Source organism: Mesorhizobium dulcispinae (genome assembly GCF_033977345.1).
Lineage (GTDB): Bacteria > Pseudomonadota > Alphaproteobacteria > Rhizobiales > Rhizobiaceae > Mesorhizobium > Mesorhizobium dulcispinae.
In genome coordinates this window covers 89315-112264 of the sequence record NZ_JAVIIY010000013.1, presented here as the reverse complement: position 1 = coordinate 112264, position 22950 = coordinate 89315, and the positions used below count along the sequence as shown (strand labels likewise).

Here is a 22950-nt window from a genome sequence, read left to right as displayed (position 1 = left end):
TTCGGGCATCGGACGTGCTCAGGGCTCCGGCTCCTATGTTGGGTCGCGTCCATCCGTGCTCGATTAGTTGGGACCTCACCTCGATGCTGATCGGCGGAACCACCAGTTCCACTTGTGTGGTTTGCTCAATCCATCTGGATGCGGATGCCTTTTGCTCCATTGAGCAACCGCTTCAGGTGAAAGCTCGCCAGCTGATCGCCGGGGCGCCTTCCAACTTCCGCGGCGAAGGCTCCGATCGCGCCCGGATCGTCGGCTTCCAGGCGCGCGAACGCCGATCCGTACCCATCGGCTGAATCGTCCTCGCCCCGATCGGGCGGCAGCGGCTCGTACGCCCTGAGCGGCTCGGTCCTGCCCCTGAGCACGAGGTCGCCGACCGGGCGGCCGCGGAAATTCGGCACCGCCCGCGCCACGCTCTCGCTGACGCAGATGCGCGTGCCGAGTTGCTTGTTTGCGGCTTCGAGCCGGGCCGCAATGTTGATGGTGTCGCCGTAGGCCGTGTAGTCGAAGAAGCGGACCCCGCCGAAATTGCCCACCATCGCCGGCCCGGCATTGACGCCGATGCGTGTCGGCCCGAGCACGATGCGCTTCGTGCGCCATTGCTCGCGGAAGGCCTCGGAAAAAGCGTCGAGCTCGAGCGCGCAGGCGACCGCGCGGACGGCGTGGTCGGGCTGTTCGCTGGGCGCGCCGAACAATACGTGCAAGGCGTCGCCCACCACCTTTGCCACCGTCCCCTCATGGCGGAAGACGATGTCGGTCATTCCCGCCAGATAGTCGTTGAGCAGGTCGCCGAGCGTGTCCGGCTCCATCGTCTCGACGAGCGTGGTGAAGCCGGCGATGTCGGTGAACAGCGCGGCTACCTCGCGTCTTTGCCCGGCGAGGCCGACCGCGTCACTGTCGCTCGCCAGCCGCGCGGCGAGATTCGGCGAGAAATAGCGAGACAGCGCCGCGTGAGCGCGTTCGGCCGCAGCCTGACGCCGCCGCGCCTCGCGCAACGTCTCCAGATGCCTGAGCGTCTTGGCGATCGTCGCCTCGAGGTCGACGAAATCGATCGGCTTCATCAGGAAATCGAATGCGCCGCGGTTCATGGCAGTGCGGATGTTGGCCATGTCGCCATAGGCCGAGACGATGATCGTCGACAGCTGCCGCTCGGCTTCCTGGAGCTTCTGCAGGAGGGATAGGCCATCCATGCGCGGCATGTTGATATCGCAGACGATCATGTCGACGTCGCCGTTCCGCTCGAGCAGCTCCAGCGCGTCCACCCCGTCGCGGGCAAACAGGAAGCTGACCGAGCCGTCGCGGACCTGATGCCGGAACTTCTGCAGCAGGAGGCTTTCGAGGTCCGGCTCGTCGTCGACCACGAGGATACGCGCGCTCACGCTGCCCTTCCGATCCGCGTCTCGATCTCCGCGCGCAGGGCGATGAAATCGATGGGCTTGGTCAACAGCGCCTCGGCGCCCGACTCGATCGCCCTGCGCTTGGTTTCGGCGTCGCCGTAGGCGGTGATCATGATGACGGGAACATCGGGACGCGCCGCGCGCGCCCTCGGCAGGAGATCGAGGCCGCTCATGCCGGGCATGTTGATGTCGGAAAGGATGAGGATCAGCGTGACGTTTGTGGCCTGCTCGATCAGCGCCAGCGCCTCCGAGCCCGACAGCGCAAACTCCATCGTGAACCGGCCGTCGCGGAGGTCGCGCCGGAACTGCTGCTTGAACAGTGTCTCCACGTCCGGCTCGTCGTCGACCACGAGAATGAGAAGCGTCACGGGTTTGCCTCCTGCTTGCCGAGCGAAGCGGCGCTTCGGGGCAGAACGATCCTGAACTCGGTGAACTCGCCCGGCTCGGTCGCCACCTCGATGGTGCCGGCGTGCTGTTTCACGACGATGTCGTGGCTGAGCGACAATCCTAGACCGGTCCCCTCTCCGGCGGGCTTGGTCGTGAAGAAGGGATTGAACATCTTCTCCCTCACCTCGGGTGGAATACCGGTGCCGTTGTCCCGGATCCTGATCTCGACGCGGTCGCCGAGGTCCTTGGTCGACGCGGCGAGGACCGGCTCGTAGGCGCCGTTCGCCTGTGCCTGCCGGCTGGTCGTGGCATGGAACCCGTTCGAGATGAGGTTGAGCAGCACCCGCGTGATTTCCTGCGGATAGAGATCGACCTCTCCGGCCGCTGGATCGAGATTCCGTTCGAGCGTGATGTTGAAGCCCTGCTTCTCCGCACGCGCGCCGTGATAGGCGAGGTTCAGGCTCTCCTCGACGACGGCGTTGATGCTGGTCGGCCGATGCTCGCCGGAACCCTGCCTGGAATGCAGGAGCATGTTCTTGACGATGGAGTCGGCGCGCCGGCCGTGCTGCTCGACCTTGGCAAGATTGCCGCGCAGCATCGTCATCAGCTCTTCGATCTCGGCGCGGGCCGACGCGTCGGCCGCGGTTCGGTCAATGGCCTCGTTCAATTCGGAGAGCAGGTCGCCCGACAAGGATGCGAAGTTGTTGACGAAGTTGAGCGGGTTCTTGATTTCGTGCGCGATGCCGGCCGTTAGCTGGCCGAGCGAGGCGAGCTTCTCCGTCTGGATCAGGCGATCCTGGGCCGTGCGCAGATCTTCCAGAGAGCGGGATAGCTCCTCGGAGCGGTTGCGGACCGCGTCGAAGAGACGGGCGTTCTCGATGGCGATGGCCGCCTGGTTGGCGAAGGTTTCGACGAGCTCGACCTGGCGCGGTGTATAAGGGCCGGGGGTGCGGCGTCCCAGCGCGAGCACGCCGACCGCTTCCCCCTCGCGCAGGATCGGGACCGCAAGAACCGCGCGGAAGCCCCCCATGGCCGAGGCCTCCTGTCTCGCATATTGCGGATCGAGCCGGACGTCCGAAACTTGGACCGTGCTGCGGTCCAGCGCTGCGCGTCCGTGCAACGTGCCACGCCCGAGCGCATGAGGATGTGCCGCCTCGTAGGCGCGATACTCCTTGGAGAAGCCGACCCAGGCTACGACCCTGTAGAGGTCGCCGTCCCTGCGCGAAAGCGATCCGCAATCCGCAGCGCACAGGCGTGCAGCCGACTCGAGCAACGTCTGGAACACGACCTCCAGATCAAACGCCGAGCGGCTGATCACCTTGAGGACGTCCGCGGTTGCGGTCTGCTGCTCCAGGGCCTCGCTCACCTCGGCCGTGCGTGCCTGCACCTCCTCGAATAGCCGCACGTTTTCGATGGCGATGACCGCCTGGTCGGCGAATGTCTCCACCAACTCGATCTGCCTGACCGCGAAGGGATTCACGGTCGTGCGCGTCAGGATGAAGACACCGACTGGATTGCCCTCGCGCAGCAAGGGCACACCGAGCACGGTCCGGAAGCCCGCCAGCTTCTGGCCTTCGCGGAGGGCATATTCGGGATCGGCAAGCACGTCCGCGACTTGAACGGTCCTCCTTTCGAGCAGGACGCGTCCGGCTATCGAGCCTCGCCCCGGCCCTTTGTCGGCCCTCTTCATGTACTCGTCGAACTCGGCCGAGTATCCCCAGCGCGATGCTTCGAGGATGTTGTCGCCGCTCTGACGCATGACGGTCGCGGTATCGGCTTCGCACAGCCGTGCCACCGACTGCGCCAGCGTATCCAGAACGGCCTGGAGATCGAACGTAGAGCGGCTGATGATCTTGAGCGCGTCGGCGGTTGCCGTCTGTTGTGCCAGAGCTTCGCTGAGTTCCGCGGTGCGAGCCTGCACCTCGTCGAACAGCCTGACGTTCTGGATGGCGATCACCGCCTGGTCCGCAAACGTTTTGAGTAGGTCGATCTGCTTGTCGCTGAACGGCCTGACCTCATCGCGCCTGACCGCAATCGCACCGATCGGCTCGCTCTCGCGCAGCAGCGGCGTGGAAGCGATCGTGTGGAAGCCGAACTGCCATGCCAGAGCCTGGCTGAGAGGATACTCCGCCTCTTCGGCCGTCATGTCGTGAACGTGCAAAGTCCGCCCGTCAACGACCGCGCGGCCGGTGATCCAGTCCCGGGTTATGGGCATCGGAGGGAGCTGGAACGGAATCGGACCGTAATGAGCTTTACCGACGAGTTTCCCGTCCTGAATCAGAAGGATGGCCGCGTCGCTGGTATCGCAAAACCGGGCGGCACTCTCTGCGACGACCTGGAGCACCGGCTGGATGTCGGTCGGCGAAGATGCAATCACCTTGAGGATCTCACCGGTCGCGGTCTGCTGCTCCAGCGCTTCCGAAATCTCTCTGTTGCGCGCCTGTACCTCGTCGAACAGCCGGGCGTTCTCGATCGCGATCACCGCCTGGTCCGCAAAGCTCTCCACGAGTTCGATCTGGCGCTGCGCAAACGGCCCGACAGCTCGTCTCGCCATTCCGAAGACCCCTATGACCTCATCGCCCCTCCTCAGAGGCACCGAAAGTGCCGCGCGGAAATTGCCGGTGGCGGCGGCCTCAGGCCTTTCGTATTCCGCATCCAGCGATACGTCGGGCACGTGGACCGTCGCCCCTTCAAGGACTGCACGCCCCTGGAAAGTGCCTCGCCCTATCGGATGCGGATGAGCCATCTCGTAGGCAAACAGCTCCGGCTCCTGACCCGAGCCTGCCATGAACCGCAGGGCATCGCCCTCGCGCAACGTGATCCCACCCATGTCGGCGCCACACAGACGCACTGCCGAGTCGGATAGCGTCTGCAAGACCGGCTGAAGATCGAAAGCCGACCGACTGATCACCTTGAGCACGTCCGCGGTAGCAGTCTGTTGGTTGAGCGCTTCGCTCAGTTCACGCGTCCGCGCCTGGACCTCCTCGAACAGCCTGACGTTCTCGATGGCGATCACGGCCTGATCGGCGAAAGTTTGAATGAGGTCGATCTGCTTGTCGGAGAAAGGGGCGACGTGCCGGCGCGCAAGGATAAGAACGCCGATCGGATCATCCTCCCGCATGAGCGGCACGCCCAGCACCGTGCGGAACCAGATGGTCTTCGCCGCATCCAGAAAGGTGTAATCCTGATCGGCAAGAACATCAGTCACGTGAACGATGTTGCGGTCGAGTTGTGCGCGCCCTAGGACGGTACCGCGTCCGGGCGTAAAATGCTTGTCCTTCACGAACTCCAGCCAGTCGTTGGGAAGGTTGTAGTTTGTGGCGTAGTAGTAGCCTTCCGCTTCTTGCCGCGCGATGCCGGCCATGTCGGCTTCGCACAGCTGCGCAGCCGAAGCGGTCAGAGTGTCGAGCACTGTCTGCAGGTCGAAGGTCGAGCGGCTGATCGATTTCAGGACGTCAGCCGTCGCCGTCTGCTGCTGCAATGCCTCGCCGAGCTCGCGCGTCCTCGCCTGGACTTCCTCGAACAGCCTGACGTTCTGGATCGCTATCGCGGCCTGGTTGGCGAAGGTCTTGAGCAGGTTGATCTGTTTGTCGCTGAACGGGCGAACCTCCATACGCCTGATGACGAGCGTCCCGATGGCCTGCTCCTCCCGTATCAGCGGCGTGGCTGCCATCGTCATGTGCCCGAACCGCTCGGCGAGTACCTTGCTGATCGGGAATTCCTCGCCTGCCGCTGCGACGTCCACGATATGCACCGTCTCCCGGTCGACGAAGGCGCGGCCGGTAACCCAGTCGCGGGTGGTCGGCATCGGCGGGAGATCGAAGGGAATTTGCCCGTGGTGCGCCTTGGGCACAAGCATGTTGTCCTGCTCGAGGAATATGATGGCATCGTGGGTGTCGCAGAACCGCGCTGCGCTCTCGGCCACCACTTGCAGCACCGGCTGGATGTCGGTCGGTGACGCCGCAATCACCCGCAGGATGTCGCCGGTCGCCGTCTGCTGTTCCAGAGCTTCCGATATCTCGCGATTGCGGGCCTGCACCTCATCGAACAGGCGCACGTTTTCGATGGCGATCACTGCCTGGTCGGCGAACGTTTCCACTAGGGAGATCTGCCTTGTGCTGAACGGCGCAACGGCCCTGCGAGCGAGGACCAGGACGCCGATGGCCTTGTTGTCCCGCGTTAGCGGAGCCCCTAGGAACGTACGGTAACCCGCCTTCCTAGCGGGCTCGAGAAACGTGTATTCAGGGTCCGCAAGGACATCGGCAACCTGGACGAGCGTGCCGTCGAGGAGCACCCGCCCAACAACGCTGCCGCGCCCCGTATCGAGGCGCCGGTCCTTGTTGTAGGCCAGCCAGTCATCGGCAAAACCAAGGCTGCTGGCGTAGTAGAACCCGTCGCTCTCGGTGCGAAGGCATATGCCAGCCATATCTGCTTTGCACAGGCGAGCAGCGGATACGGTTAATCTGTCGAGGACGATCTGCAGGTCGAAAGCCGAACGACCAATGATCCTCAGCACATCAGCAGTTGCGTCGAGCTGAGCATGTGCTTGCGCAAGTTCGCGACGTAGAACGGCCGTCGACGAAGGTTCTTTCCCGCCTGCCTTCTTGCCGATTCCGCGGCTTTTCTGGACTGAGCCAACTACAGGGTCGTCGAGGTGGACTTGACGCCCACGATTAGCCTTCGACACCTTTGGGCGCGACTCCATGGTTCCAACTCTTCAGACGCTGTCTCCGCAGCGGCAACCATATTAGCAGCGCCTCATACAGGCAACGGCTCGCGGGCGAGCGGGAGATTGATGCTCTCGAAGCAGGCATCAATGGCTCTTGATCGCTTCCGGCCGCCAAAGATCGACACTTGGCCGAGCAGTCCGACCGAACTTAGGCATTAACTGTCGCGCCGGGCCGACAGTTGCTTGTCGCCCCCGGCGCAGATCCCGGCGAGCAGCACTACCGCATCACCGGGCTCCCGCCTTCATCATGACGCTCAACCACACGTCGGGATTTGGGTGCGGAATGAGCGGGCGGAGGCCAATCGCTCGCTCGGGCCTGGCGCGCCCAGAGGCCGGAAATTCTGATCAGCACGATGAGGAAAGTTGTGGCTTGGGCGTCAGCCGCGTGGGGTGCTTGTCATGACAAGGTTCACCTTCTGTGCGGGATATTCGCATAACAGGTGCGCGGCATCGAGCGTCGGCTTCTGTAAAGCTTTGGCCGCATCGGCAGTCGGCATCAAGGCAGAGTTGGATGAGTTAAGCAACGATGCAGTGGGAGCGCTCAACAGGGACCGGTCGTTACCCTCCTTAAGGTTCACCTCAGCATCCTGATCGGACTGCGATCGAAATAGTTCGGATCCGAGCAAATTTGAATCTCGCTGTTTACCTTTTCGAAGGATCCGCGCCCTATATGCCGCCTTCCCTGGCGCAAGCTGGGCAATTGAGGAACAAACTGATGCTTGCAACACGCATATCGATAGCGACGCGGGACGGCCGCGAAGCACGAGGCTGAGGCCTCCGGTATGTTGTGCCGGAGAACCCTCGCTCCGGCTTCCTGACCCTCCCAGAAACTGTCGAACCGTCACGGTGTCCCGCCAGGGAACGCTGTCGGCGCGCGCACAAAAGGAGGGCTCAACATGCGCAAGAAAATTGCAACCAACCGATTCGTTCCGCGCGCTCCGCTGCGGGAGGAACTCCGGCCGGACTGGCTGTCCTCGGCAGCAGTGCTTCGCCCCAAGGAGGGTGACGGCGCTGCCGCCGTAAGGAGCTTGCACATAGCGGGCTGACGCAGGCTGCGCGGTCGTGGACTCCTCCGGAGCCCACCCGCGCGTCGCGGAAGCTGTCGCGCCCTGCTGCTCAGAAAGGGAAATCGGTGGAGGGCGGGATGTCCTTGCGCTCCACCGCCTCCTATCGGGGAACCGTGGTCGACCACGCCCGGAACCGGGAGTTCGTCTACGAGAGCAAGCTCGAGCGCGGCTTCATCTACATCTCGCTGGCCAGTAGCGTGGTCGAGGATTACCTCGATCAGCCGCCTCCGGTCGAATACTCGGATGAAAACGGGAGGCTCGCCATGCACACCTTTGACGCTTTCGTGGACCTCGTCGACGGCACCCGCGCAGCCGTTGACGTGAAGCCGAGGAGCAAGGTCGTCAAATCGGGAGTCCTTCAGGTCCAGCGGCTGATCGAGCAACAGCACGGGAAGTCGGTTGCTGACGTCTATCTGGTCCGGACCGAGGATCACATCCACCCGGATGACGTGGCGGATGCGAGGCTCCTGCTTCGCGCTCGTCGGCTCCTTTGTGAGAAGGCCGACGCGGTCGTCGCGGGACTTGCCGACAGCTTGCACGGCTGGTGTCGCCTTCGCGACCTGGTGGCTGCTTCCGGCATCGGCGGCGACGCCTTCAACGCCGTCGTCCGCATGATCGGCATCGGCGGACTGGAGGTCTGGGACAATGCCCGGATCTCCTACGAATGCTTCGTCAGGCGCGCCCGCGCCTGACCTTCATCAAACAAGGAGAATTACTATGAACGTCTTCAACGGCAATGCCTTCCGCTCGTCCGCTCCGACAACCTACGGTTTCGAGCCGGGTCACGTCTTCGCAATCAGAGATGGCTTCGACGAGATCCTCTACAAACACATCAGCCACGACAGGCACGTGCTGACGGCCAGTCCTTTGGCCAACCCCGAGCTCCGCCAGGTTTTCCCCCAGGATGAGATCAGGGAGTTGGTCGAAGCGGGCAAGCTCGACCCCCTCATGGAAAGGAACAGTGAATCCCGGCAGGTCCTTCTCGCCAGGTTGCCGGACGTCAAGTCGGCGCGCGACCTGGACGGCGAGGAACAGGATCAGCTGGCCTTCTACTGGAAGCTCTGCCGCCATGTTGTTCAGATGTACGACGACGGATTGACCAGCCTGACGGACAAGGCGCTCAAGAGGACGATCGCCAAAGTCATGGCGCGTCTGGTCTACGGCGTGGACGACGAGGGTGACGACGGCCGCCAGAGCAAGCGCGGCAAGAGGGATGCGGCCGGCATGCGGGAGATCTCGGCCCGCAAGGCCAAGGATGCCTACCGCGCGCCCTCGCCCGCCACCGTGCGGAAATGGATTCGCGACCTGGTCCAGCACGAATGGGACCTTCTCGCGCTGCGCGACCACCGCAAGGGCCGCGTGGGCAGCCGCACGCCGAAAATCACGGACCCGCATTCGGTCGCGTTGGTGGCCAAGTGGGTGCAAGCCTACCTTGACCGGAGCCGCCCGTCCGCGGCGACGCTGTACAAGCTGATGACGGGCTCGATCACGCTCGAAGAGGAGAACGCGAGACGCGACCGGGAAGGCGCCGCTCGAATCCGCAATCCGGAAGCGTTGTCCTTCGCCGCGACGAACGTGGCCCGCGCGGCCCAGGATCTGCCTGCGCTCCCGGTCCCATCGCTCAGCACCTTCGAGCGCGCGATCCGGAAATTGGACAGCTACCAGGTGGCCCTCGCCCGGTACGGAGCAAGCCACGCCCGCAGGACGCACAAGGTGAGCGGCAGGCCGGAATCGGTTCTGTACCCTGGCGAGCGTGTCGCGCTCGATTGCTGGCGCGTCCAGCTGATGTCAGTGAGGCTCCCGGAGCAATTCTGGGAAGGCATCCCCGAGGAACTCGTTGGGAAGATCGTCAAGCTCAGGCTCATGTTGTGCGTGGCGATCGACGAAGCCACCAAGGTCGTCATGGGTGCGACGCTGTCCTGGAGTGCGAACGCGGACACCTCGATTCGCACCTTGGAAATGGTCTGCCGCAACAAGGACGGAATCGCGCTCGCCGCCGGCTGCCGGTCCACGTGGCACCACGCTTGTTCGCCATTGATGGTACCCACGGACTCGGGATCCGAGTTCATCGACGCCGGGTTCCGTTGCAGGGTGACCGACATTGGCTCCGCGAACGAGATCGGGCCTGCCTCGCACCCTGACGCGCGAGGCGTCGTCGAGCGCTTCTTCGAGACCATCGACTCCCAGTTGCTGCCGTTCTTCCAGGGTCGCACGTTCTCCAGCGTCGGCGACAAGGGCGAAGCCAATCCCGAAGCGCTGGCTCACGTCGTCTCGGCTGTCCTGGGACCCGCACTGGTTCGCTATATCGTAGACGTCTACCACAACTCTCCCCACGCCGGCCTCGGCGGCCAGACGCCGAACGACGCTTGGGAAGAGCGGGCCGCTCTGTTCAAGGTCGTGCCTCCGCCTACGAAGGAGGTGATGACGATCGCGTTCGGCTTCTCGGACAACAGGCGCATCCAGAACCGCGGCGTCCGCTTTCTTGGACTCTACTATCGCTCGGAGGACCTCAGTCGCTTGCGCAGGGAGGTCGGCCAGGCCGACATCCGAATGCGAGCGGATTTGGAAAACCTTGGCACGATCTGGGTTTCGAAAAACATGCCCGGAGCGAAATGGTTTGACGTTCCTTGCGACATGCCCATGGAAGGCGTTTCCGCTGCCCTCTGGGAGGAGACGGCAGCGGCCCTGCGGCGCAAGCACGCCGATGTGGCCAAACTCAGCGATCACATCGTTCAAGCTGCTCTGCTCGATCTGCGCGAGACTGGCAGGCATTCAGCGTCGGTTGCCGGGATCGGCCCCTCTACGATCTCCAACCAGGAGGTCAAAAGGCGAGAGGCGGAGATCGAGCGGCACTTCAACTACACGACCGTAAGCGACCGAGGCCAGACGTTCGATGACCTGGAGGTTGACGATCTGCAGAGCGACAACCTGCCAACATCTGCTGACGACTCCCAGATTCAGGAAACCCACTCAGTAGACGACGACTCGCAAGCGCCGGTCGCGCGCCGCCGCGGCCGCCTCAGCTCGGATTTTCTCAGGAAGGATTGATAGATGAACATGATGAACACCTCGGGTCCAGGCGGCAAGTCTGCCGCCTTCCTCAACCGGATCGTATCGAACCAGACCGACAAGCGCCGCACGGTGAATGAGGCGGTGGGCCGAGTCCTCTCGGCCTACCTGCCCACGGTGTATGACGAGCAGCTCCGCGAGCAGATCGACTGGCTCCTGGACTCCATGCTTCTCGAACTTGGCGAGCAGCCTGGCGTGGCCGCGGCTGAAGGCATGGTGCGCGGCGGCCGCGCGCTCGTCGTCACCGGACAGGCGGGAGCGGGCAAGAGCCGCGCGCTCGCCCATGCCTTCGCCAGCCGTCCGGAGTTCGAGGGCTTCGGCAAGCCTGACGAGTGGTGCCCGCTGCTATCCGTCGTAGCCCCCTCCCCGTTCACGCTGGGCGCGCTCGGCAACGAGATCGCCCGCAAGCTCGGCTACCACGGCCGCCGGGAAATCCAGCACAGCAAGGTCTGGCCCGTCGTGCGCGAGCTGATGGCCGAGTGCGGGGTGCGAATCCTCCATATCGACGAGGCGCAGCACGGAGACGAGATCAAGAGCGACACCATGGCCCAGGAGGTGGAGAACACGCTCAAGCGGATGATGCAGGAAGCGGACTGGCCGATCTGGCTGATCCTGTCCGGCCTGCCTGAGCTGTCGCGCTTCTGCCAGAACGACGCTTCCATGAAGAGGCGCGTCCGCGTGCTGCCCTTCGAGGCGCTGGCATTTCCCGACCATGCGGAGTCGGTGCGGCAGACAGTCCGGGACCTGGTGGCGATTTGCCCGTCCATCGGCTGTGGCGAGCTTCAGGCGGACGCTTTCGCGCACCGCCTTCTCCACGCAGCCACCTACCAGTTCGGCATCGTCGTCGAATACGTACAGGATGCGATCGCGGAATGCCTGATGGTGGAAGGCGGCGGGGAACTCGGCCTCGGCCATTTCGCGGATGTCTACGCCATCCGCACGGGCGTGAGGGACGACGATCTCAACCCCTTCATTGCCGACAACTGGACCGCGATCCCAGTCGAGGCGGCGCTCTACGAGGACGTTGTCGACGAGGCCGGAAAGGTTACCGGCGCACGAAAGCCGAAGGGGCGCAGCACGAAAGGAGTCAGGCAATGAGGCTTTCACTTACCCTGGAGCTGGGGGACCGCGAGACCCCGCCGGATTTCGCCTCGCGGCTGTCGACGAGAGTCTGCCGGGACGACATGCGCGAGTTCTGTCGCGACTTCGGCATCGATCCGCGCGGGATCATCAACGGGGAGCCGGACCCCGTCCTCGCGCTCGCCGATCTGTCGGGAGTAGACGGAAAACGGCTCCTCGGCGAGGCGTTCACACGGTTCGGCGAAAAGCGGCAGTTCATGTACAAGGGCCAGCACCTGCTGCAGTCGAGCTTGGTCAGGAACCGCGTTCGCATGTGCCCGGCCTGCATGGGCGAAGACATCGAGCGGCTCGACTGCCGGCTTGCTGCCAGGCCGCACCGCCGCAGCATGTGGCTGATCCGGGGATTGCGCACCTGTGACAGGCACGGAATGGCTCTCGCCGAGGTCGGGAAGCTCGACGGACCGAATGTCATTCACGATGCCTCGCGGGTGATCGCGGACGCTATCCCCCGCCTGCAATTCCTGGCCGACGCAGCGGTGCTCCGCTCGCCCTCGAAGCTCGAGCTCTATGTGGCCAGGCGGCTGGAAGGCACGGCTTCCGGATCGTGGCTCGACGGATTGCCTCTCTATGCGGCCCTGCACCTCCCGCTCGTCACCGGCGCGGTAGCCCTGCACGGGCCAACGGTGGCGCTGGACGACCTCAGTGACGACGATGCCTGGGCATGCGAGGCGGCGGGCTTCGAGATCGTAGACAAGGGCGCTGCCGGCATCAGGTCGTTCCTGGACGATCTCCAGGCGCCATTTCGTTCCCGTCGCTCCAGCGCGGGTCCGAAAGTCATGTACGGGCGTCTCTACGACTGGCTGGCGCACGAGAGCCAGGACCGCGTCTACGATCCCGTTCGGGACATCATCCTGGAGCATGCCGTCGAGACGCTGCCCTTCGGTCCGGGCGACACGCTGTTCGGACGTGATGTGGGCGCTCGTCGGCTTCATTCGGTGCACACGGCCGCCCAGGAGTTCGCCATGCATCCGAAGCGCCTGCGGAAGGCGCTCAGGAAAGCGGGACTTGCCGGAAAGGACTCGGATTCAATGATCGACGACAGGGTGGTCGCCGATCCGGAACAGGTGGCGGCCCTCGCAAGAGAGCTGAAGGAGGCGATGAACATGACGGGGGCGCGAGCCTACCTGAATGTGCCGCGGCCTCACGACGAAGCCCTAGTCCGGGGCGGGTTGATCAAGCCGATGATCGAGAAGCCCCGCGGAAATTCGGGTATGCACTACACGTTCAGGAAGGCTGATCTTGACGAGTTCCTCGAGCGGTTGCTGCGCAAGGCCGACCCGGCCCTCGGTGACGATCCCGCCTTCGAGACTCTCCTGAAGGCTGCCAAGCGGTGCTGCTGCCCCGTCATGGACGTCGTGCGGCTGGTGCTAGACGGGAAGCTCACGCGTGTTGGCCGCGATCCTGCGGAGCGCGGGTTCCTTTCGGTGCTGGTCGATCTGGGGGAACTCCGAGAGAAAACAAAGCTCGCAGATCATGGCGGCTTATCCCTGCGGGAGGTCGAGCACAGGCTGAAAGCCTCGACCGATGTCGTTAAAGCCCTGATTGAGCACGGTCACCTTCCCGCCAGGACGGCAATCAACCCTGTCAACCGCTGCCCGCAGACCATCGTGATGCCGGAAGATTTGGCAGCGTTCAAGGAGACGTATGTGTCGCTCATGAACCTCGCCCAGGAACGCGGGGAGCATTTCGCCCGGGTCAAGAAAATGCTCGCCGCGGCGGGCGTCAAACCGATCACCGACCCGGACGAACTCGGAATCACGCTCTACCGCAGATCCGAGATTCCACCTCCGATCGAGCCGTCCTAGTTCACTTTGCGGCTCGAATCCTTCATTGGGCTACTCACGCAAAGGAGCACGCGTCATGAAGAAAGCACCCTCGATAAAGGATGACAGGGTCTTGCCGCTCGACGTGGATGGCCAGACGGTCTGGATCGTTAGGTTCAAGAACGACCTTTTCCTGAAGAAGGCATTCGACAACGAGGCGGAATTGTCCGAGGCCTTGGGAGCCGACGATAAGGCTCCTGTAGGAGATCGCGTCGAGCCACCGGCCCAAGGTAATGCGTGGGTCACCCTTGAGTTCGATCTTGGCGGGAAGCCAGTGTACGCGGTGTGCAATAGCGACGAAGCGAAAATCAGCGAGAAAGGCACATATAAACGGCCGCTTGCTGAGGCGTGGGCGAAGAGCCTCAATCGGCGATCGGATACCCACCGCCCGCAATCCCCACGTATCTGACGCTGCGGGCCATTTCTTCCGCCTCGAGGTAGATTGGGTGCTGGGTGTCCAGAAGGCTGTCCCGGCCATGTGTTCGTTCGTGCTCGGTGGCCCACTTGAACCAGACCTCATGATCGGCAATCTCGCCCGCCGCACGTTCTGCGTCGGGATGCCCCCTCGCCTCCTCGATGAGCCGACCTATCGCGTCGACCAGACCGATCTCCCGTATTGTCGCGATGTCCCTCATCATTTCATCGATCCCCATCTGGCAATTCACCCTACCCATCTTTTCATCTCCGACATCGCCTGAAGCTCTCCTTCAGGATGAGTGCCGGCGCGTCATGATCAAACCGGAAATTCGATTAGACCTGACCCGGCCCGTAAGCGGCCCATCAGATCACATACCCGCGGATTTCTGAGCAGCTTTCAAGCGTGGAAACGATGAGGCACGATGAAGTTGGCGCAGAAATTCATCATCGATTTCAGCGACTTAGGTGTTAAGGTGAGTGAGAATTAGTGACGCGTCAGGTCGACTGACAGTCCGCGAGGTTATTCGCATGCTGGAAGTCGACGGCTGGTATCTGGTTGCAACCAAAGGCAGCCATCGCCAATATAAGCACAAAATCAAAGCCGGCCGCGTCACCGTGGCCGGCAAGCCGTCTGAAGAGGTTGCACCAGGAACATTGAACAGCATCCTCAAGCAGTCCGGCCTGAAGGAGTGATGGCATGCGTTACGCCGTAGTCATTGAGAAAGCGGGGAACAACTACTCTGCCTATGTGCCGGATCTGCCTGGCTGCATCGCGACCGGCGCCACAGTCGCTGAAGTGGAAACCGAAATTCGCGATGCAATTCGTTTCCATATCGAGGGCTTGCGTGCCGATGGGCTGGATGTGCCGAAAGGCGTAAGTCTGGCGGAATACATAGAGGCCTAGCCACATCCGCCATCTCCGTTGTGGGTGGCCGCTGGTCGCGATTCTCCAAGACAATCCATGATCGACCACATCACCATCGAAGTGAGCAACCTCGAAATGAGCAAGCTCTTCTACGAAAAGGCGTTCGTGCCGTTGGGCTATCGCCTCTCCTTCGGCAAGGACGGCGTGTTCTGGGCCTTCGATGTCGGCAATGGCTGCCTGTTCGAAATCCAGCGCACGGGCGAGAAGCCACCACTCACCCATCTGCATGTCGCCTTCCGGGTGAAGAGCAAGGCGGAGGTCGATGCGTTCTATCGGGCGGCGCTCGAGGCCGGTGCTGCGGACAACGGCGCGCCCGGCCTGCGTCCCAACTATGCGGAGAATTACTACGCCTGCTTCGTGCTCGATCCCGATGGGTACAACATCGAGGCGATGCTCAACGAAGCGTAGCGCGCGCCCTCTCCTTCTCCCCTTGTGGGGTGAGCAGCCGGTTCGCGAAGCGAATTCATCGTGCCAGTGCACGATGAAAGGCCGGCGAACGCTGGGACGCTGCGAAGCAGCGGGGACCCAGCAGGGGTGGATCGGCCACCACCCGGCCCTTCGCAGGCTCAGGGCGTTCGAAGCTCGAAAAGCCAAGCAATTGGCTTTTCGTCCGCTAACGCAGACCGCTTCTCACCCCACAAGGGGAGAAGGGAAGCCGCGCTCAATCCTTGAACGTGATCGCATACTTCGCCGCCTGTTCCTTCGGCATGTCCGCCAGCGCCTGGCGCACCGTGTAGCCGCCATAGACATCGGCGCCGTTGCGGATCATCCAGTCCTCGACATCGGTCTCGGCCACCGTCATGCGGTCGCCCATCTTGTAGTACTGGTTGCCGTTGACCGGCTTGTCGGCGAGCAGGCCGACGAAATGGCCGTCGCTGAAGGCCACAAGCTGCATCCAGATATGCTCGGTTGCGCCGTTCTGGGTCAGCGGGAATTTGACCGTGTAGGTGCCGGGCGTGCGGGCGTCCATCAACTCATGGAAGCGCGGCAGCGTCGAATGGCCCTTGGCCTTGGCGCCCTGCATCGCCTTGTCCGCGGTGGAATAGGCGACGATGTTGTCCTTGGGCTCACTGCCGCGCACGTGAGCCATCGAGTTGAAGAATCCGTAGCCGACGGCGGCCACCACAGCGGCGGTAACGATCAGATTGCGCATTGCCCCCTCCAGGTTGCGATCACGCATACGTTACCGGAATGCGGTTGCCGCAGCGCTAAGGGACAAAGTGAGCGGGTGGTTAGCGGAATCCTGAAATTGCCGACGATATGCCGGTCGTCCAAACGGCAAATCGCTTGATCCAAATCAAGGCATCGCGACCCATCCCGCTGTCTCCTTGACCATCTTCTCAAGGAGACCGGATATGCCTGCCGAAACCCTGATCGTTCTCGCCGTCGTCCTGGCCTACTTCGCGGTCTTCATGGGCGTGCTTGCCTATGCGACCTTCGCGGAATCGCGCCCCAAGCCCCTCAGACAGCCGCGCAAATCCGAAAGCGGATCAATCCGCGTCGGCCACCATCTGGCCGCCGCCGAGCCAGGCGCGCCATTGCCGCTCGTCGCCGTGGAACACGTTGAGGTCGATGCGGCCGCTCACGCCGTGCGATAGGCCGGAGCCCGAATACTGCCAGAACAGCCAGTTGCGGCCCGGATAGACCTTTGACGGGTGCGCGGCGACCGCGCGCAGCCAGAACGGATAGTCCGGGAAGGCGCCGCGCAGGTTGTCGCGATAGAAATCGGGGCTGGTGTAGATGATGGGCCGCTGGCCGTAATACCGTTCCAGCTTGTCCATGAACACCTGCATCTTCTCCAGCACTTTTTCGCGCGAGGGCCGGCGCTTGCAGGAGGAGTCGCCATTCCACTCGACGTCGATCACTGGTGGCAGCGCGCCCGCGACCCGCGGCACGTTGCGGATGAACCAGTCGGCCTGCTCGCCGGCGGTGCGGCACCAGTAGAAGAAATGATAGGCGCCGCGCTTCAGCCCGGCGGCATCGGCGCCGCGCCAGTTCTTCATGAACATCGGATCGAGATGGTCGCCGCCGTCGGTCGCCTTTATATAGGCGAAGTTGGCGCCCTGGGCGCGCAGCTTCTGCCAGTTGATGTTGCCCTGCCAGCGCGAGACATCGACGCCGTGGACGGCAAGGTGCCGCGGCGAAGATCGGCCGAAGTTGATCGGCTTGGCATCGCGGAAAGCATAACGCGTGACAGGACTTGCCAGCATGGCGGGCGCGGCGCGCGACAGTCGCTTCGGCGGCGAGACGAGCGCTGTCTCCTGCACCGGCGGTTCGGCGCTGTCCGGCAGGTCGGGAGCAAGGAACGCCACCGTCTCTTCCTCGGCCAGGCCGAAGGGGCGTGCGTTCTCGTCATCAAGATTCGCATTCTCGTTGTCAGGACGCGGATTCCCATCGCCAGGCAGCGACGCCGGCGGCCTCATGCGGGCAGCGCCCGACATCGACGCGGTCTCGACAGTCGTCTCAGTATCGACCGCTCTCGCGGCCTTCGTCACCGGCGCGCTGGGCCTGACAACGGAGCTGGTCGTCTCGCTGGACGGCATCTGCAATGCATCGACGCCCGAGGTGGACGAGCAGCCGGCAAGGCAGAGCGCTGCGAGCACGAGACTGACGACGCCAAAAATCCGCATCTTGACCTGTACGCAAAACAAAACAGACCGAGGGCAGGAACAGCGCCGCCGGAAGCCCCATTCCTAACGAGAAATTACCAACAAAGTTTGAATCAAAATTTACCTTTGGCCCGGCCGGGCGATTCGCGACTGGCCCAGCCGCCGTGAATCCGGAAGCCGCAAGGCCGCGATTGAATAGCTGCAGGCCCGCTACAACCGACGTCTTGAAAGACAGGGTCTAACCCTGCCCCAATTCGTACCCATATAGGGGGCTCGCTAGATGCGTTTGAAACGCTCCGACCCAAGGATTGTCACCCCAAGGATTTGTCACCAATGTCAAAATCACGGACGATCAAATTCGCGTCGATCTTCCTGATCCTGCTGATGGCGCTCGGAAGCGCCACTATCGGCACTGCGGAGGCGCGCATGGGCGGCAGTTTCGGCAGCCGCGGCAGCCGGACTTTCCAGGCTCCGGCTCCGACGAAGACCGCGCCCTATACCGCGCCCGTGACGCGCTCGATGACGCCGAACACCACCCAGTCGATCCCGCCGGCGCAGTCTTTCCCCGGCCAGGCGCGCCCGGGCTTCTGGAACGGATTTGGCGGCGGCCTTGTCGGCGGGCTGGTCGGCGGACTGCTCTTCAACGGCCTGTTCGGCATGATGCTCGGCCATGGCTTCGGCGGCATTGGCGGCGGCTTCAGCTTCATCTTCCAATTGCTGCTGATCGGCGGCCTCATCATGCTGGCGATGCGGTTTTTCGGCCGCGACAATGCCGCGCCGGCGAATATGAGAAGCTCCGGCTTTCCCTTCGGCCAGCAAGGCTGGGGAGGCTCCCAACCTAGCTATCGGTCCAGCACGCAGAGCTTGGGCGCGACCGGCGCATCCGGCGCTGACGAAATCGGCATCACGGATGCGGATCGGGATACGTTCGAACGCATCCTCGGCGACGTGCAGGCCGCGTTCAGTCGCGAGGACCATCAGGGATTGCGGCGGCTGACGACGCCCGAAATGGTTTCCTACCTCTCGGAGGAACTGGCGGACAACGCCACACATGGCCTCAAGAACGATGTGACCAATCTTGAGCTGCTGGAAGCCGATATTGCGGAGGCGTGGCGAGAGGGCTCTCGCGACTATGCAACCGCCGCAATGCGCTGGTCGGCGATCGATGTCATGCGCAGCCGCCAGACCGGCGCCGTCGAAAAGGGCGATCCTAACAACCCGGTCGAGACGACCGAGCTGTGGACTTTCACTCGCGAGGCCGGTGGGCCGTGGCTGCTGTCTGCAATCCAGGACGCGCCCACTGAACCCAAGGCATCGTGGTGCAATCAGCGCCGCGGTGCGTTTTACCGACGCAGCTTTTCGACGGTCGTCGACGGGCAGCGTCTACCCGCCTCGCCTGAACACGCCGATCATCGGTCCGAGGTTCCAGAAATCGTCGTTGCGGCCGATCGCCGGCGCATAGAGGCTGGAGATGGAGCCGTCGAGGAAGAGCGCGTTGGGACAGCCGAGCTCGTCGCGGAACAGACGGGCGAATTCGTGGAAGGTCACGACATCGTTCGAGATCGCAAAGACCGCGACGCCGTCTGCCCGGACGCCGACGCCGTCACGGATTTTTCGCGATGGGCTGCCGGCCTGGAACTTCGGATGCAGCTTGCCGTCGATGACCAGCATCGGTCCGGACTGGGTCGCGTAGTCCACCTTTGGGGGACGCTTCAAAAAATCCTTCGTCGCACGAACCCCGGCCTTGCCGCCGCTGAGATAGAAGATGCCGTTGGGCTGCATGGAAAAATTGCCGGTGCCGGCCCCGATCTTCGCCGACGCGATCTGCTGCCCTCGCTCCACATAGAGCCCGACCGGCGCGAGATTGGGATGGTACATGCCGGCATTGATGCCGAAGAGCATGGTGCGCCCGGAAGCCTGTTGCGCGTTTCGAAGATTGTGCAGCGACTGGTAGAGCTTGCCGTCCGGATCCTTCCAGAACAGCTCGATCGAATAGTGCTTCGGATCGGCCTCGCAGACGAGGTAGGTCGCGCTGTCGAAGGTGTGGTCGCGGCAAGGCGGCAGCGCCGCCAGCCATTGGCCGAGACCCATGCCCGCGCCGACGGCGGCCGGCAGCGCCGATTTCACCAGCGTTGCCAGCAGTGGCACCGATTGCAGCAGCGTCACAAGGTCCATCAGGGCGCCCGAAGCGAAGGTTCAGGTACCCGTATAGCCGATTTTGCGGCAGCCTCTAGCTCAGCCAGCCGGCAGCGACGCTCATCAGCAGCACGATGCCGAGCAGGCCGCGATAGATGACGAAGGGCCAGGCGGAAAAGCGCTCCAGCACCCGCATCAGCCCCCATATGGCAAAGAAGGCCGAGATCGAGGCAACGACCAGGCCGACGGCAAGGACCGACCAGCCATAGGCGCCGAGATGCACCTTGTGCAACTCCCACAGCTCCTTGAGGCCGGCAAGCGCGATAGCCGGCAGGCCGAGCAGAAAGGAAAAGCGCGCGGCCTCTGGCCGGGCGAAACCCAAACCCAGCGCGGCTGTCAGCGTCGATCCCGAACGCGAAACGCCGGGGATCAACGCACCGACCTGGGCGACGCCGACAAGCACCGCGTCAAGTATCGAAGCCTGGTTGAGCGTGAGCCTGTGCTTGGCGTAGATCTCGGAAAGCGCCAGCAGGATTGCCATGACGATGCAGGCCCCGCCGATGACGCTCAGGCTCCGCAGCGGTGAATTGCAAGCGTTGAGAACGCCTGAAAGCGCCAGGCCGGCGACGATGATCGGAATGGTCGCCAGCACGATGCTGATCGCCAGGCGCAAATAGCGGTCACTGAAATCGCGGCGGGCGAGCGCCGACAGCGATCCTACGGTCACGTCCCTGACATCGCTCCAGAAGTAGCTGACCACCGCGGCCAATGCCGCTAGCTGCATGGCGGCCGAGAAGGCGGAGCCGGGATCCTGCCAGCCGAGCACGGCGGGCAGGATGCGCATATGCGCCGTCGAAGAGATCGGCAGCAATTCGGTGATGCCTTGCACGATGCCGAGAAATGCCACCTTGGCATAACCCAGGCCGACAAAGCCGGTATCCAACCCTTGTGTGCAGACGTCGGTCATCCCAGTCCTTTCCCAACAGCAAAGTAAATCGTCATTTCGCAAAGCCCCTCAGGGAAAAGGCTTAGCCTCACGATAGCGTGAATCCAACTCACGGATTTGTAAGGTGCCGCTAATCCTGCTTGACAACGTCCACCTCCATATTATCATCCACTAATCTTACGCTGTAAGGTAAATCGGAGGAGGATCACCATGTCGACCGCCGCCCTCTCGGAACTGCAGCCAGTCGTGCCGCCGGAACCGCACGCTCCAGAAATCGCGATCGACGAGGTCTCGCGCGATTTGAGCCGCGCCATCGAACGCGCAGAGGTCAATGCCTGGCTCGATCTCTATGATGCGGCGCCCGCGGATTTCACCGCCCGGCATGGCCTGTCGATCGCCCGCGACGGCGACCTCGTCTGGACCACCTGCACGACGATCCCGTTCATCCATTTCAACTGCGTGAAGAACATCGGCATCGACGGCCCGGCGACGGAGGATCAGGTCGACGCGCTGCTCGCGCAATATCGCGCCGCCGGCATTTTGCGGCCGTGGTTCTATACCAGCCCGCACACCGAGCCATCGCGGCTGAGATGCTGGCTGGAAGCGCGCGGGCTGCAGCATCAAAGCGGCTGGGACCGCATCTTTCGCGATGCGACACCATTGGCGGCCGAACCGGTCTTTTCCGCCGACGATCTATCGGTCGAGGAGGTCACGTCCGAAACAGCTCCCGAATGGGCTGCCTTCATCGACGGCAAATACAGGCTACCCACCTCGCCCTGGCTCATGGCGCTGGTCGGCCGCAAGGGCTGGCGTCACTACATGCTGAAACGGGATGGCGCGGTGGCAGCGGTACGCTCGTTGTTCATCTCAAATGGCGCCGCCTGGAGCGGCATCGACGCGCCGGTACCCGGCATCATGGCGCCAAGCTTCGATCTCGACGCCATGCTTGGTGAAAGGCTGGTCCGCGACGGCATCGCCGCCGGCGCAAAACTGTTCGTCGCCGATATCGAGGCGCCGCGCCCCGAACGTGACGGCCCGGCCTACCGCAACTACGCGCGGCTCGGCTTCAAAATTGCCTATTTCCGCAGCCATTACAGCTATTTACCGGCGAATTCGAGCTGACCCTAGCGGTACAGCCATTGCTTCAGGCAGCTTCTGGCCACGACATGCGCCGGCGGCACCACCGGCTGGTCGATGCGGGAATCGTCGGCAGCCCTGTCGCGAGCTTTTTCCAGGAGCAAGCGAAGCTCGGCCGGGCGCACGCGGTCACGCTCCATCACGAGTTGGATCATCGGGTCGTTCAAAAGCTCGTCCAGGGTGTTGATGCTCTCGCTCATCCGTCGCCTCCTCGATGCCTTCCCGCATGGCGTTAGATAATCAGCCAATGATGGCCCGCCAATGACGCTTTGCCGGCTATCTCGTGAATCGAAGATGAAATTTTTGTGCAGACCTTAACCTTCTCTTACGGGAGAAGGTTAAGCCGGAGGCGCGCCCTCATATTGCGGCAGGCCGTCGTCGAGCCGCACCCAGGGCTGCATGGAAGCGGTCCAGAAATGCATGTCGGGCTTGAACACGGACGGATCGTCGAGCGAGCCGGAGGTGATGCCGAGGATGCCCCTGGAATCGCGCCGCGAAAACAGCGTCGTGCCGCAGGCCGCGCAGAAGCCGCGTTTGAGGTCCGGCGAGGAATTGATCGTCGCCAAGGGCCCTTCGACGGTGACGTCGTCGATGCGGAACAGAAGCCGCGCGTTGAAGGCCGCGCCGATCGCCTTCTGGCAGATCCGGCAATGGCAGACGCGCTCGTTGATCGGTTCGGCCTCGGCGCGAAAGCGCACCGCTCCGCACAGGCACCCGCCCAGGTATTTGGTCATCGTAAGCACTCGGTTTGTCGGGATGCGGGCACGGTAGCGACCGGCATCTTATCGTCAATCAAAAAGCTTTGATGGGATGCGATCGCTTGCGGTGATGCGGGCGCCGGCATGGCAATAAAAACAGGACGGAGTCAGTGCCGCCGCGCCTGCACCAGATAGGCATCGATCTCGGTCTCGCCGAGCCATTTGGCGGCTTCCAGCCGATGCAGCCCTTCGACCAGCACATGGCGCTTGCCGTCGTGGCGCACCTGGATCGGCGTCTTCATGCCGTTCTCGAGGATGTCTTCGGCGAGATGGCGCACGGTCTCGGGATGCAGCGTCTTGCGGCGCGCCGTCGGCACGTAAATGTCGTCGACCTTGACCTTTTGCACGCGCAGCATGTCGGCTCCCGGCGTTGAAACATCTACCAAGGAGAAATAGTTCGTTTGCCGGATATC

21 protein-coding genes and 1 pseudogene are annotated in these 22950 nt (G+C 63.1%); 11 read left to right on the top strand and 11 right to left on the bottom strand.

What is annotated here, in order from left to right; all coding sequences use genetic code 11:
- Window positions 1–125: 125 nt before the first annotated feature.
- Genes RFN30_RS24950 through RFN30_RS24940 form a run of 3 tightly spaced genes read right to left on the bottom strand, consistent with a single transcriptional unit; the run spans window position 126 to window position 6486 of the window.
- Window positions 126–1376: an adenylate/guanylate cyclase domain-containing protein gene (locus tag RFN30_RS24950; RefSeq protein ID WP_320264730.1), complete on the bottom strand. Its 1251-nt coding sequence runs from the start codon at window positions 1374–1376 to the stop codon at window positions 126–128.
- Window positions 1373–1762 carry a response regulator gene (locus RFN30_RS24945; protein WP_320264729.1) on the bottom strand — a complete coding sequence of 130 codons (390 nt, stop codon included), beginning with the start codon at window positions 1760–1762 and terminating at the stop codon, window positions 1373–1375. Before RFN30_RS24945 ends, RFN30_RS24950 begins: the two co-directional genes overlap by 4 nt.
- Complete coding sequence (locus RFN30_RS24940; RefSeq protein ID WP_320264728.1) at window positions 1759–6486, bottom strand: GAF domain-containing protein; 4728 nt, start codon at window positions 6484–6486, stop codon at window positions 1759–1761. The genes RFN30_RS24945 and RFN30_RS24940 overlap by 4 nt, the downstream gene beginning before the upstream one ends.
- Before the next feature lie 1174 nt (window positions 6487–7660).
- Between RFN30_RS24940 and RFN30_RS24935 the strand changes: the two genes are divergently transcribed.
- The 9 genes from RFN30_RS24935 to RFN30_RS24895 all read left to right on the top strand — a co-directional run bounded on the left by RFN30_RS24935 (window position 7661) and on the right by RFN30_RS24895 (window position 15359).
- Window positions 7661–8269, top strand: coding sequence for a hypothetical protein (locus tag RFN30_RS24935; RefSeq protein WP_320264727.1), 609 nt, complete (start codon window positions 7661–7663; stop codon window positions 8267–8269).
- Between the two features lie 25 nt (window positions 8270–8294).
- Window positions 8295–10625, top strand: a complete 2331-nt coding sequence (locus tag RFN30_RS24930; protein ID WP_320264726.1) for a TnsB C-terminal domain-containing protein — start codon at window positions 8295–8297, stop codon at window positions 10623–10625.
- Between the two features lie 3 nt (window positions 10626–10628).
- On the top strand, window positions 10629–11744 hold the full coding sequence (locus RFN30_RS24925; protein ID WP_320264725.1) for an ATP-binding protein: 1116 nt from the start codon (window positions 10629–10631) through the stop codon (window positions 11742–11744).
- On the top strand, window positions 11741–13591 hold the full coding sequence (locus RFN30_RS24920) for a TniQ family protein (RefSeq protein WP_320264724.1): 1851 nt from the start codon (window positions 11741–11743) through the stop codon (window positions 13589–13591). The genes RFN30_RS24925 and RFN30_RS24920 overlap by 4 nt, the downstream gene beginning before the upstream one ends.
- 55 nt (window positions 13592–13646) lie before the next feature.
- Window positions 13647–14018, top strand: coding sequence for a hypothetical protein (locus RFN30_RS24915; RefSeq protein WP_320264723.1), 372 nt, complete (start codon window positions 13647–13649; stop codon window positions 14016–14018).
- Between the two features lie 109 nt (window positions 14019–14127).
- Window positions 14128–14307 carry a hypothetical protein gene (locus RFN30_RS24910; protein WP_320264722.1) on the top strand — a complete coding sequence of 60 codons (180 nt, stop codon included), beginning with the start codon at window positions 14128–14130 and terminating at the stop codon, window positions 14305–14307.
- 223 nt (window positions 14308–14530) lie between these two features.
- Complete coding sequence (locus RFN30_RS24905) at window positions 14531–14719, top strand: type II toxin-antitoxin system HicA family toxin (protein ID WP_320264769.1); 189 nt, start codon at window positions 14531–14533, stop codon at window positions 14717–14719.
- Window positions 14720–14723: 4 nt separating this feature from the next.
- A complete protein-coding gene (locus tag RFN30_RS24900) occupies window positions 14724–14930 on the top strand; it encodes a type II toxin-antitoxin system HicB family antitoxin (RefSeq protein WP_320264721.1) in 207 nt (68 codons plus the stop codon).
- Between the two features lie 57 nt (window positions 14931–14987).
- Window positions 14988–15359, top strand: a complete 372-nt coding sequence (locus tag RFN30_RS24895) for a VOC family protein (RefSeq protein WP_320264720.1) — start codon at window positions 14988–14990, stop codon at window positions 15357–15359.
- Window positions 15360–15612: 253 nt separating this feature from the next.
- Here the strand turns inward: RFN30_RS24895 and RFN30_RS24890 are convergent, their stop codons facing one another.
- The 3 genes from RFN30_RS24890 to RFN30_RS24880 all read right to left on the bottom strand — a co-directional run bounded on the left by RFN30_RS24890 (window position 15613) and on the right by RFN30_RS24880 (window position 18538).
- Window positions 15613–16104, bottom strand: coding sequence for a DUF2314 domain-containing protein (locus RFN30_RS24890; protein WP_320264719.1), 492 nt, complete (start codon window positions 16102–16104; stop codon window positions 15613–15615).
- 337 nt (window positions 16105–16441) lie between these two features.
- The gene (locus RFN30_RS24885) at window positions 16442–17581 is read right to left on the bottom strand and encodes a glycoside hydrolase family 25 protein (RefSeq protein WP_320264718.1); all 1140 of its coding nucleotides are present in this window, start codon (window positions 17579–17581) and stop codon (window positions 16442–16444) included.
- Between the two features lie 321 nt (window positions 17582–17902).
- A complete protein-coding gene (locus tag RFN30_RS24880; RefSeq protein WP_320264717.1) occupies window positions 17903–18538 on the bottom strand; it encodes a hypothetical protein in 636 nt (211 codons plus the stop codon).
- Between RFN30_RS24880 and RFN30_RS24875 the strand changes: the two are divergent.
- Window positions 18509–18790, top strand: a pseudogene (locus tag RFN30_RS24875) (TIM44-like domain-containing protein); the annotation flags it as partial. The gene RFN30_RS24880 and the pseudogene RFN30_RS24875 overlap by 30 nt on opposite strands.
- A 153-nt stretch (window positions 18791–18943) precedes the next feature.
- Here RFN30_RS24875 and RFN30_RS24870 read toward each other — a convergent pair.
- A complete protein-coding gene (locus tag RFN30_RS24870) occupies window positions 18944–19735 on the bottom strand; it encodes a phosphodiester glycosidase family protein (RefSeq protein ID WP_320264716.1) in 792 nt (263 codons plus the stop codon).
- A 55-nt stretch (window positions 19736–19790) separates the two neighbouring features.
- On the bottom strand, window positions 19791–20663 hold the full coding sequence (locus tag RFN30_RS24865; RefSeq protein ID WP_320264715.1) for an undecaprenyl-diphosphate phosphatase: 873 nt from the start codon (window positions 20661–20663) through the stop codon (window positions 19791–19793).
- 189 nt (window positions 20664–20852) lie between these two features.
- Here RFN30_RS24865 and RFN30_RS24860 point away from each other — a divergent pair, with 189 nt between their 5' ends.
- A complete protein-coding gene (locus RFN30_RS24860) occupies window positions 20853–21764 on the top strand; it encodes a hypothetical protein (RefSeq protein ID WP_320264714.1) in 912 nt (303 codons plus the stop codon).
- A gap of 2 nt (window positions 21765–21766) precedes the next feature.
- Here RFN30_RS24860 and RFN30_RS24855 read toward each other — a convergent pair whose 3' ends face one another.
- The 3 genes from RFN30_RS24855 to RFN30_RS24845 all read right to left on the bottom strand — a co-directional run bounded on the left by RFN30_RS24855 (window position 21767) and on the right by RFN30_RS24845 (window position 22893).
- Window positions 21767–21979 carry a hypothetical protein gene (locus tag RFN30_RS24855; protein WP_320264713.1) on the bottom strand — a complete coding sequence of 71 codons (213 nt, stop codon included), beginning with the start codon at window positions 21977–21979 and terminating at the stop codon, window positions 21767–21769.
- A 138-nt stretch (window positions 21980–22117) separates the two neighbouring features.
- On the bottom strand, window positions 22118–22513 hold the full coding sequence (locus tag RFN30_RS24850; RefSeq protein WP_320264712.1) for a GFA family protein: 396 nt from the start codon (window positions 22511–22513) through the stop codon (window positions 22118–22120).
- A 131-nt stretch (window positions 22514–22644) separates the two neighbouring features.
- The gene (locus tag RFN30_RS24845) at window positions 22645–22893 is read right to left on the bottom strand and encodes a ParB N-terminal domain-containing protein (RefSeq protein ID WP_059189249.1); all 249 of its coding nucleotides are present in this window, start codon (window positions 22891–22893) and stop codon (window positions 22645–22647) included.
- Window positions 22894–22950: the final 57 nt, after the last annotated feature.

What these genes read in the sequence shown, in the direction of transcription:
- RFN30_RS24940 (WP_320264728.1), bottom strand. Translation starts at nt 6,486, where the DNA reads ATGGAGTCGCGCCCAAAGGTGTCGAAGGCTAATCGTGGGCGTCAAGTC.
- RFN30_RS24930 (WP_320264726.1), top strand. Translation starts at nt 8,295, where the DNA reads ATGAACGTCTTCAACGGCAATGCCTTCCGCTCGTCCGCTCCGACAACC.
- RFN30_RS24925 (WP_320264725.1), top strand. Translation starts at nt 10,629, where the DNA reads ATGAACATGATGAACACCTCGGGTCCAGGCGGCAAGTCTGCCGCCTTC.
- RFN30_RS24920 (WP_320264724.1), top strand. Translation starts at nt 11,741, where the DNA reads ATGAGGCTTTCACTTACCCTGGAGCTGGGGGACCGCGAGACCCCGCCG.
- RFN30_RS24915 (WP_320264723.1), top strand. Translation starts at nt 13,647, where the DNA reads ATGAAGAAAGCACCCTCGATAAAGGATGACAGGGTCTTGCCGCTCGAC.
- RFN30_RS24910 (WP_320264722.1), top strand. Translation starts at nt 14,128, where the DNA reads ATGATCGGCAATCTCGCCCGCCGCACGTTCTGCGTCGGGATGCCCCCT.
- RFN30_RS24900 (WP_320264721.1), top strand. Translation starts at nt 14,724, where the DNA reads ATGCGTTACGCCGTAGTCATTGAGAAAGCGGGGAACAACTACTCTGCC.
- RFN30_RS24895 (WP_320264720.1), top strand. Translation starts at nt 14,988, where the DNA reads ATGATCGACCACATCACCATCGAAGTGAGCAACCTCGAAATGAGCAAG.
- RFN30_RS24890 (WP_320264719.1), bottom strand. Translation starts at nt 16,104, where the DNA reads ATGCGCAATCTGATCGTTACCGCCGCTGTGGTGGCCGCCGTCGGCTAC.
- RFN30_RS24885 (WP_320264718.1), bottom strand. Translation starts at nt 17,581, where the DNA reads ATGCGGATTTTTGGCGTCGTCAGTCTCGTGCTCGCAGCGCTCTGCCTT.
- RFN30_RS24880 (WP_320264717.1), bottom strand. Translation starts at nt 18,538, where the DNA reads ATGGTCCTCGCGACTGAACGCGGCCTGCACGTCGCCGAGGATGCGTTC.
- RFN30_RS24870 (WP_320264716.1), bottom strand. Translation starts at nt 19,735, where the DNA reads ATGGACCTTGTGACGCTGCTGCAATCGGTGCCACTGCTGGCAACGCTG.
- RFN30_RS24865 (WP_320264715.1), bottom strand. Translation starts at nt 20,663, where the DNA reads ATGACCGACGTCTGCACACAAGGGTTGGATACCGGCTTTGTCGGCCTG.
- RFN30_RS24860 (WP_320264714.1), top strand. Translation starts at nt 20,853, where the DNA reads ATGTCGACCGCCGCCCTCTCGGAACTGCAGCCAGTCGTGCCGCCGGAA.
- RFN30_RS24855 (WP_320264713.1), bottom strand. Translation starts at nt 21,979, where the DNA reads ATGAGCGAGAGCATCAACACCCTGGACGAGCTTTTGAACGACCCGATG.
- RFN30_RS24850 (WP_320264712.1), bottom strand. Translation starts at nt 22,513, where the DNA reads ATGACCAAATACCTGGGCGGGTGCCTGTGCGGAGCGGTGCGCTTTCGC.
- RFN30_RS24845 (WP_059189249.1), bottom strand. Translation starts at nt 22,893, where the DNA reads ATGCTGCGCGTGCAAAAGGTCAAGGTCGACGACATTTACGTGCCGACG.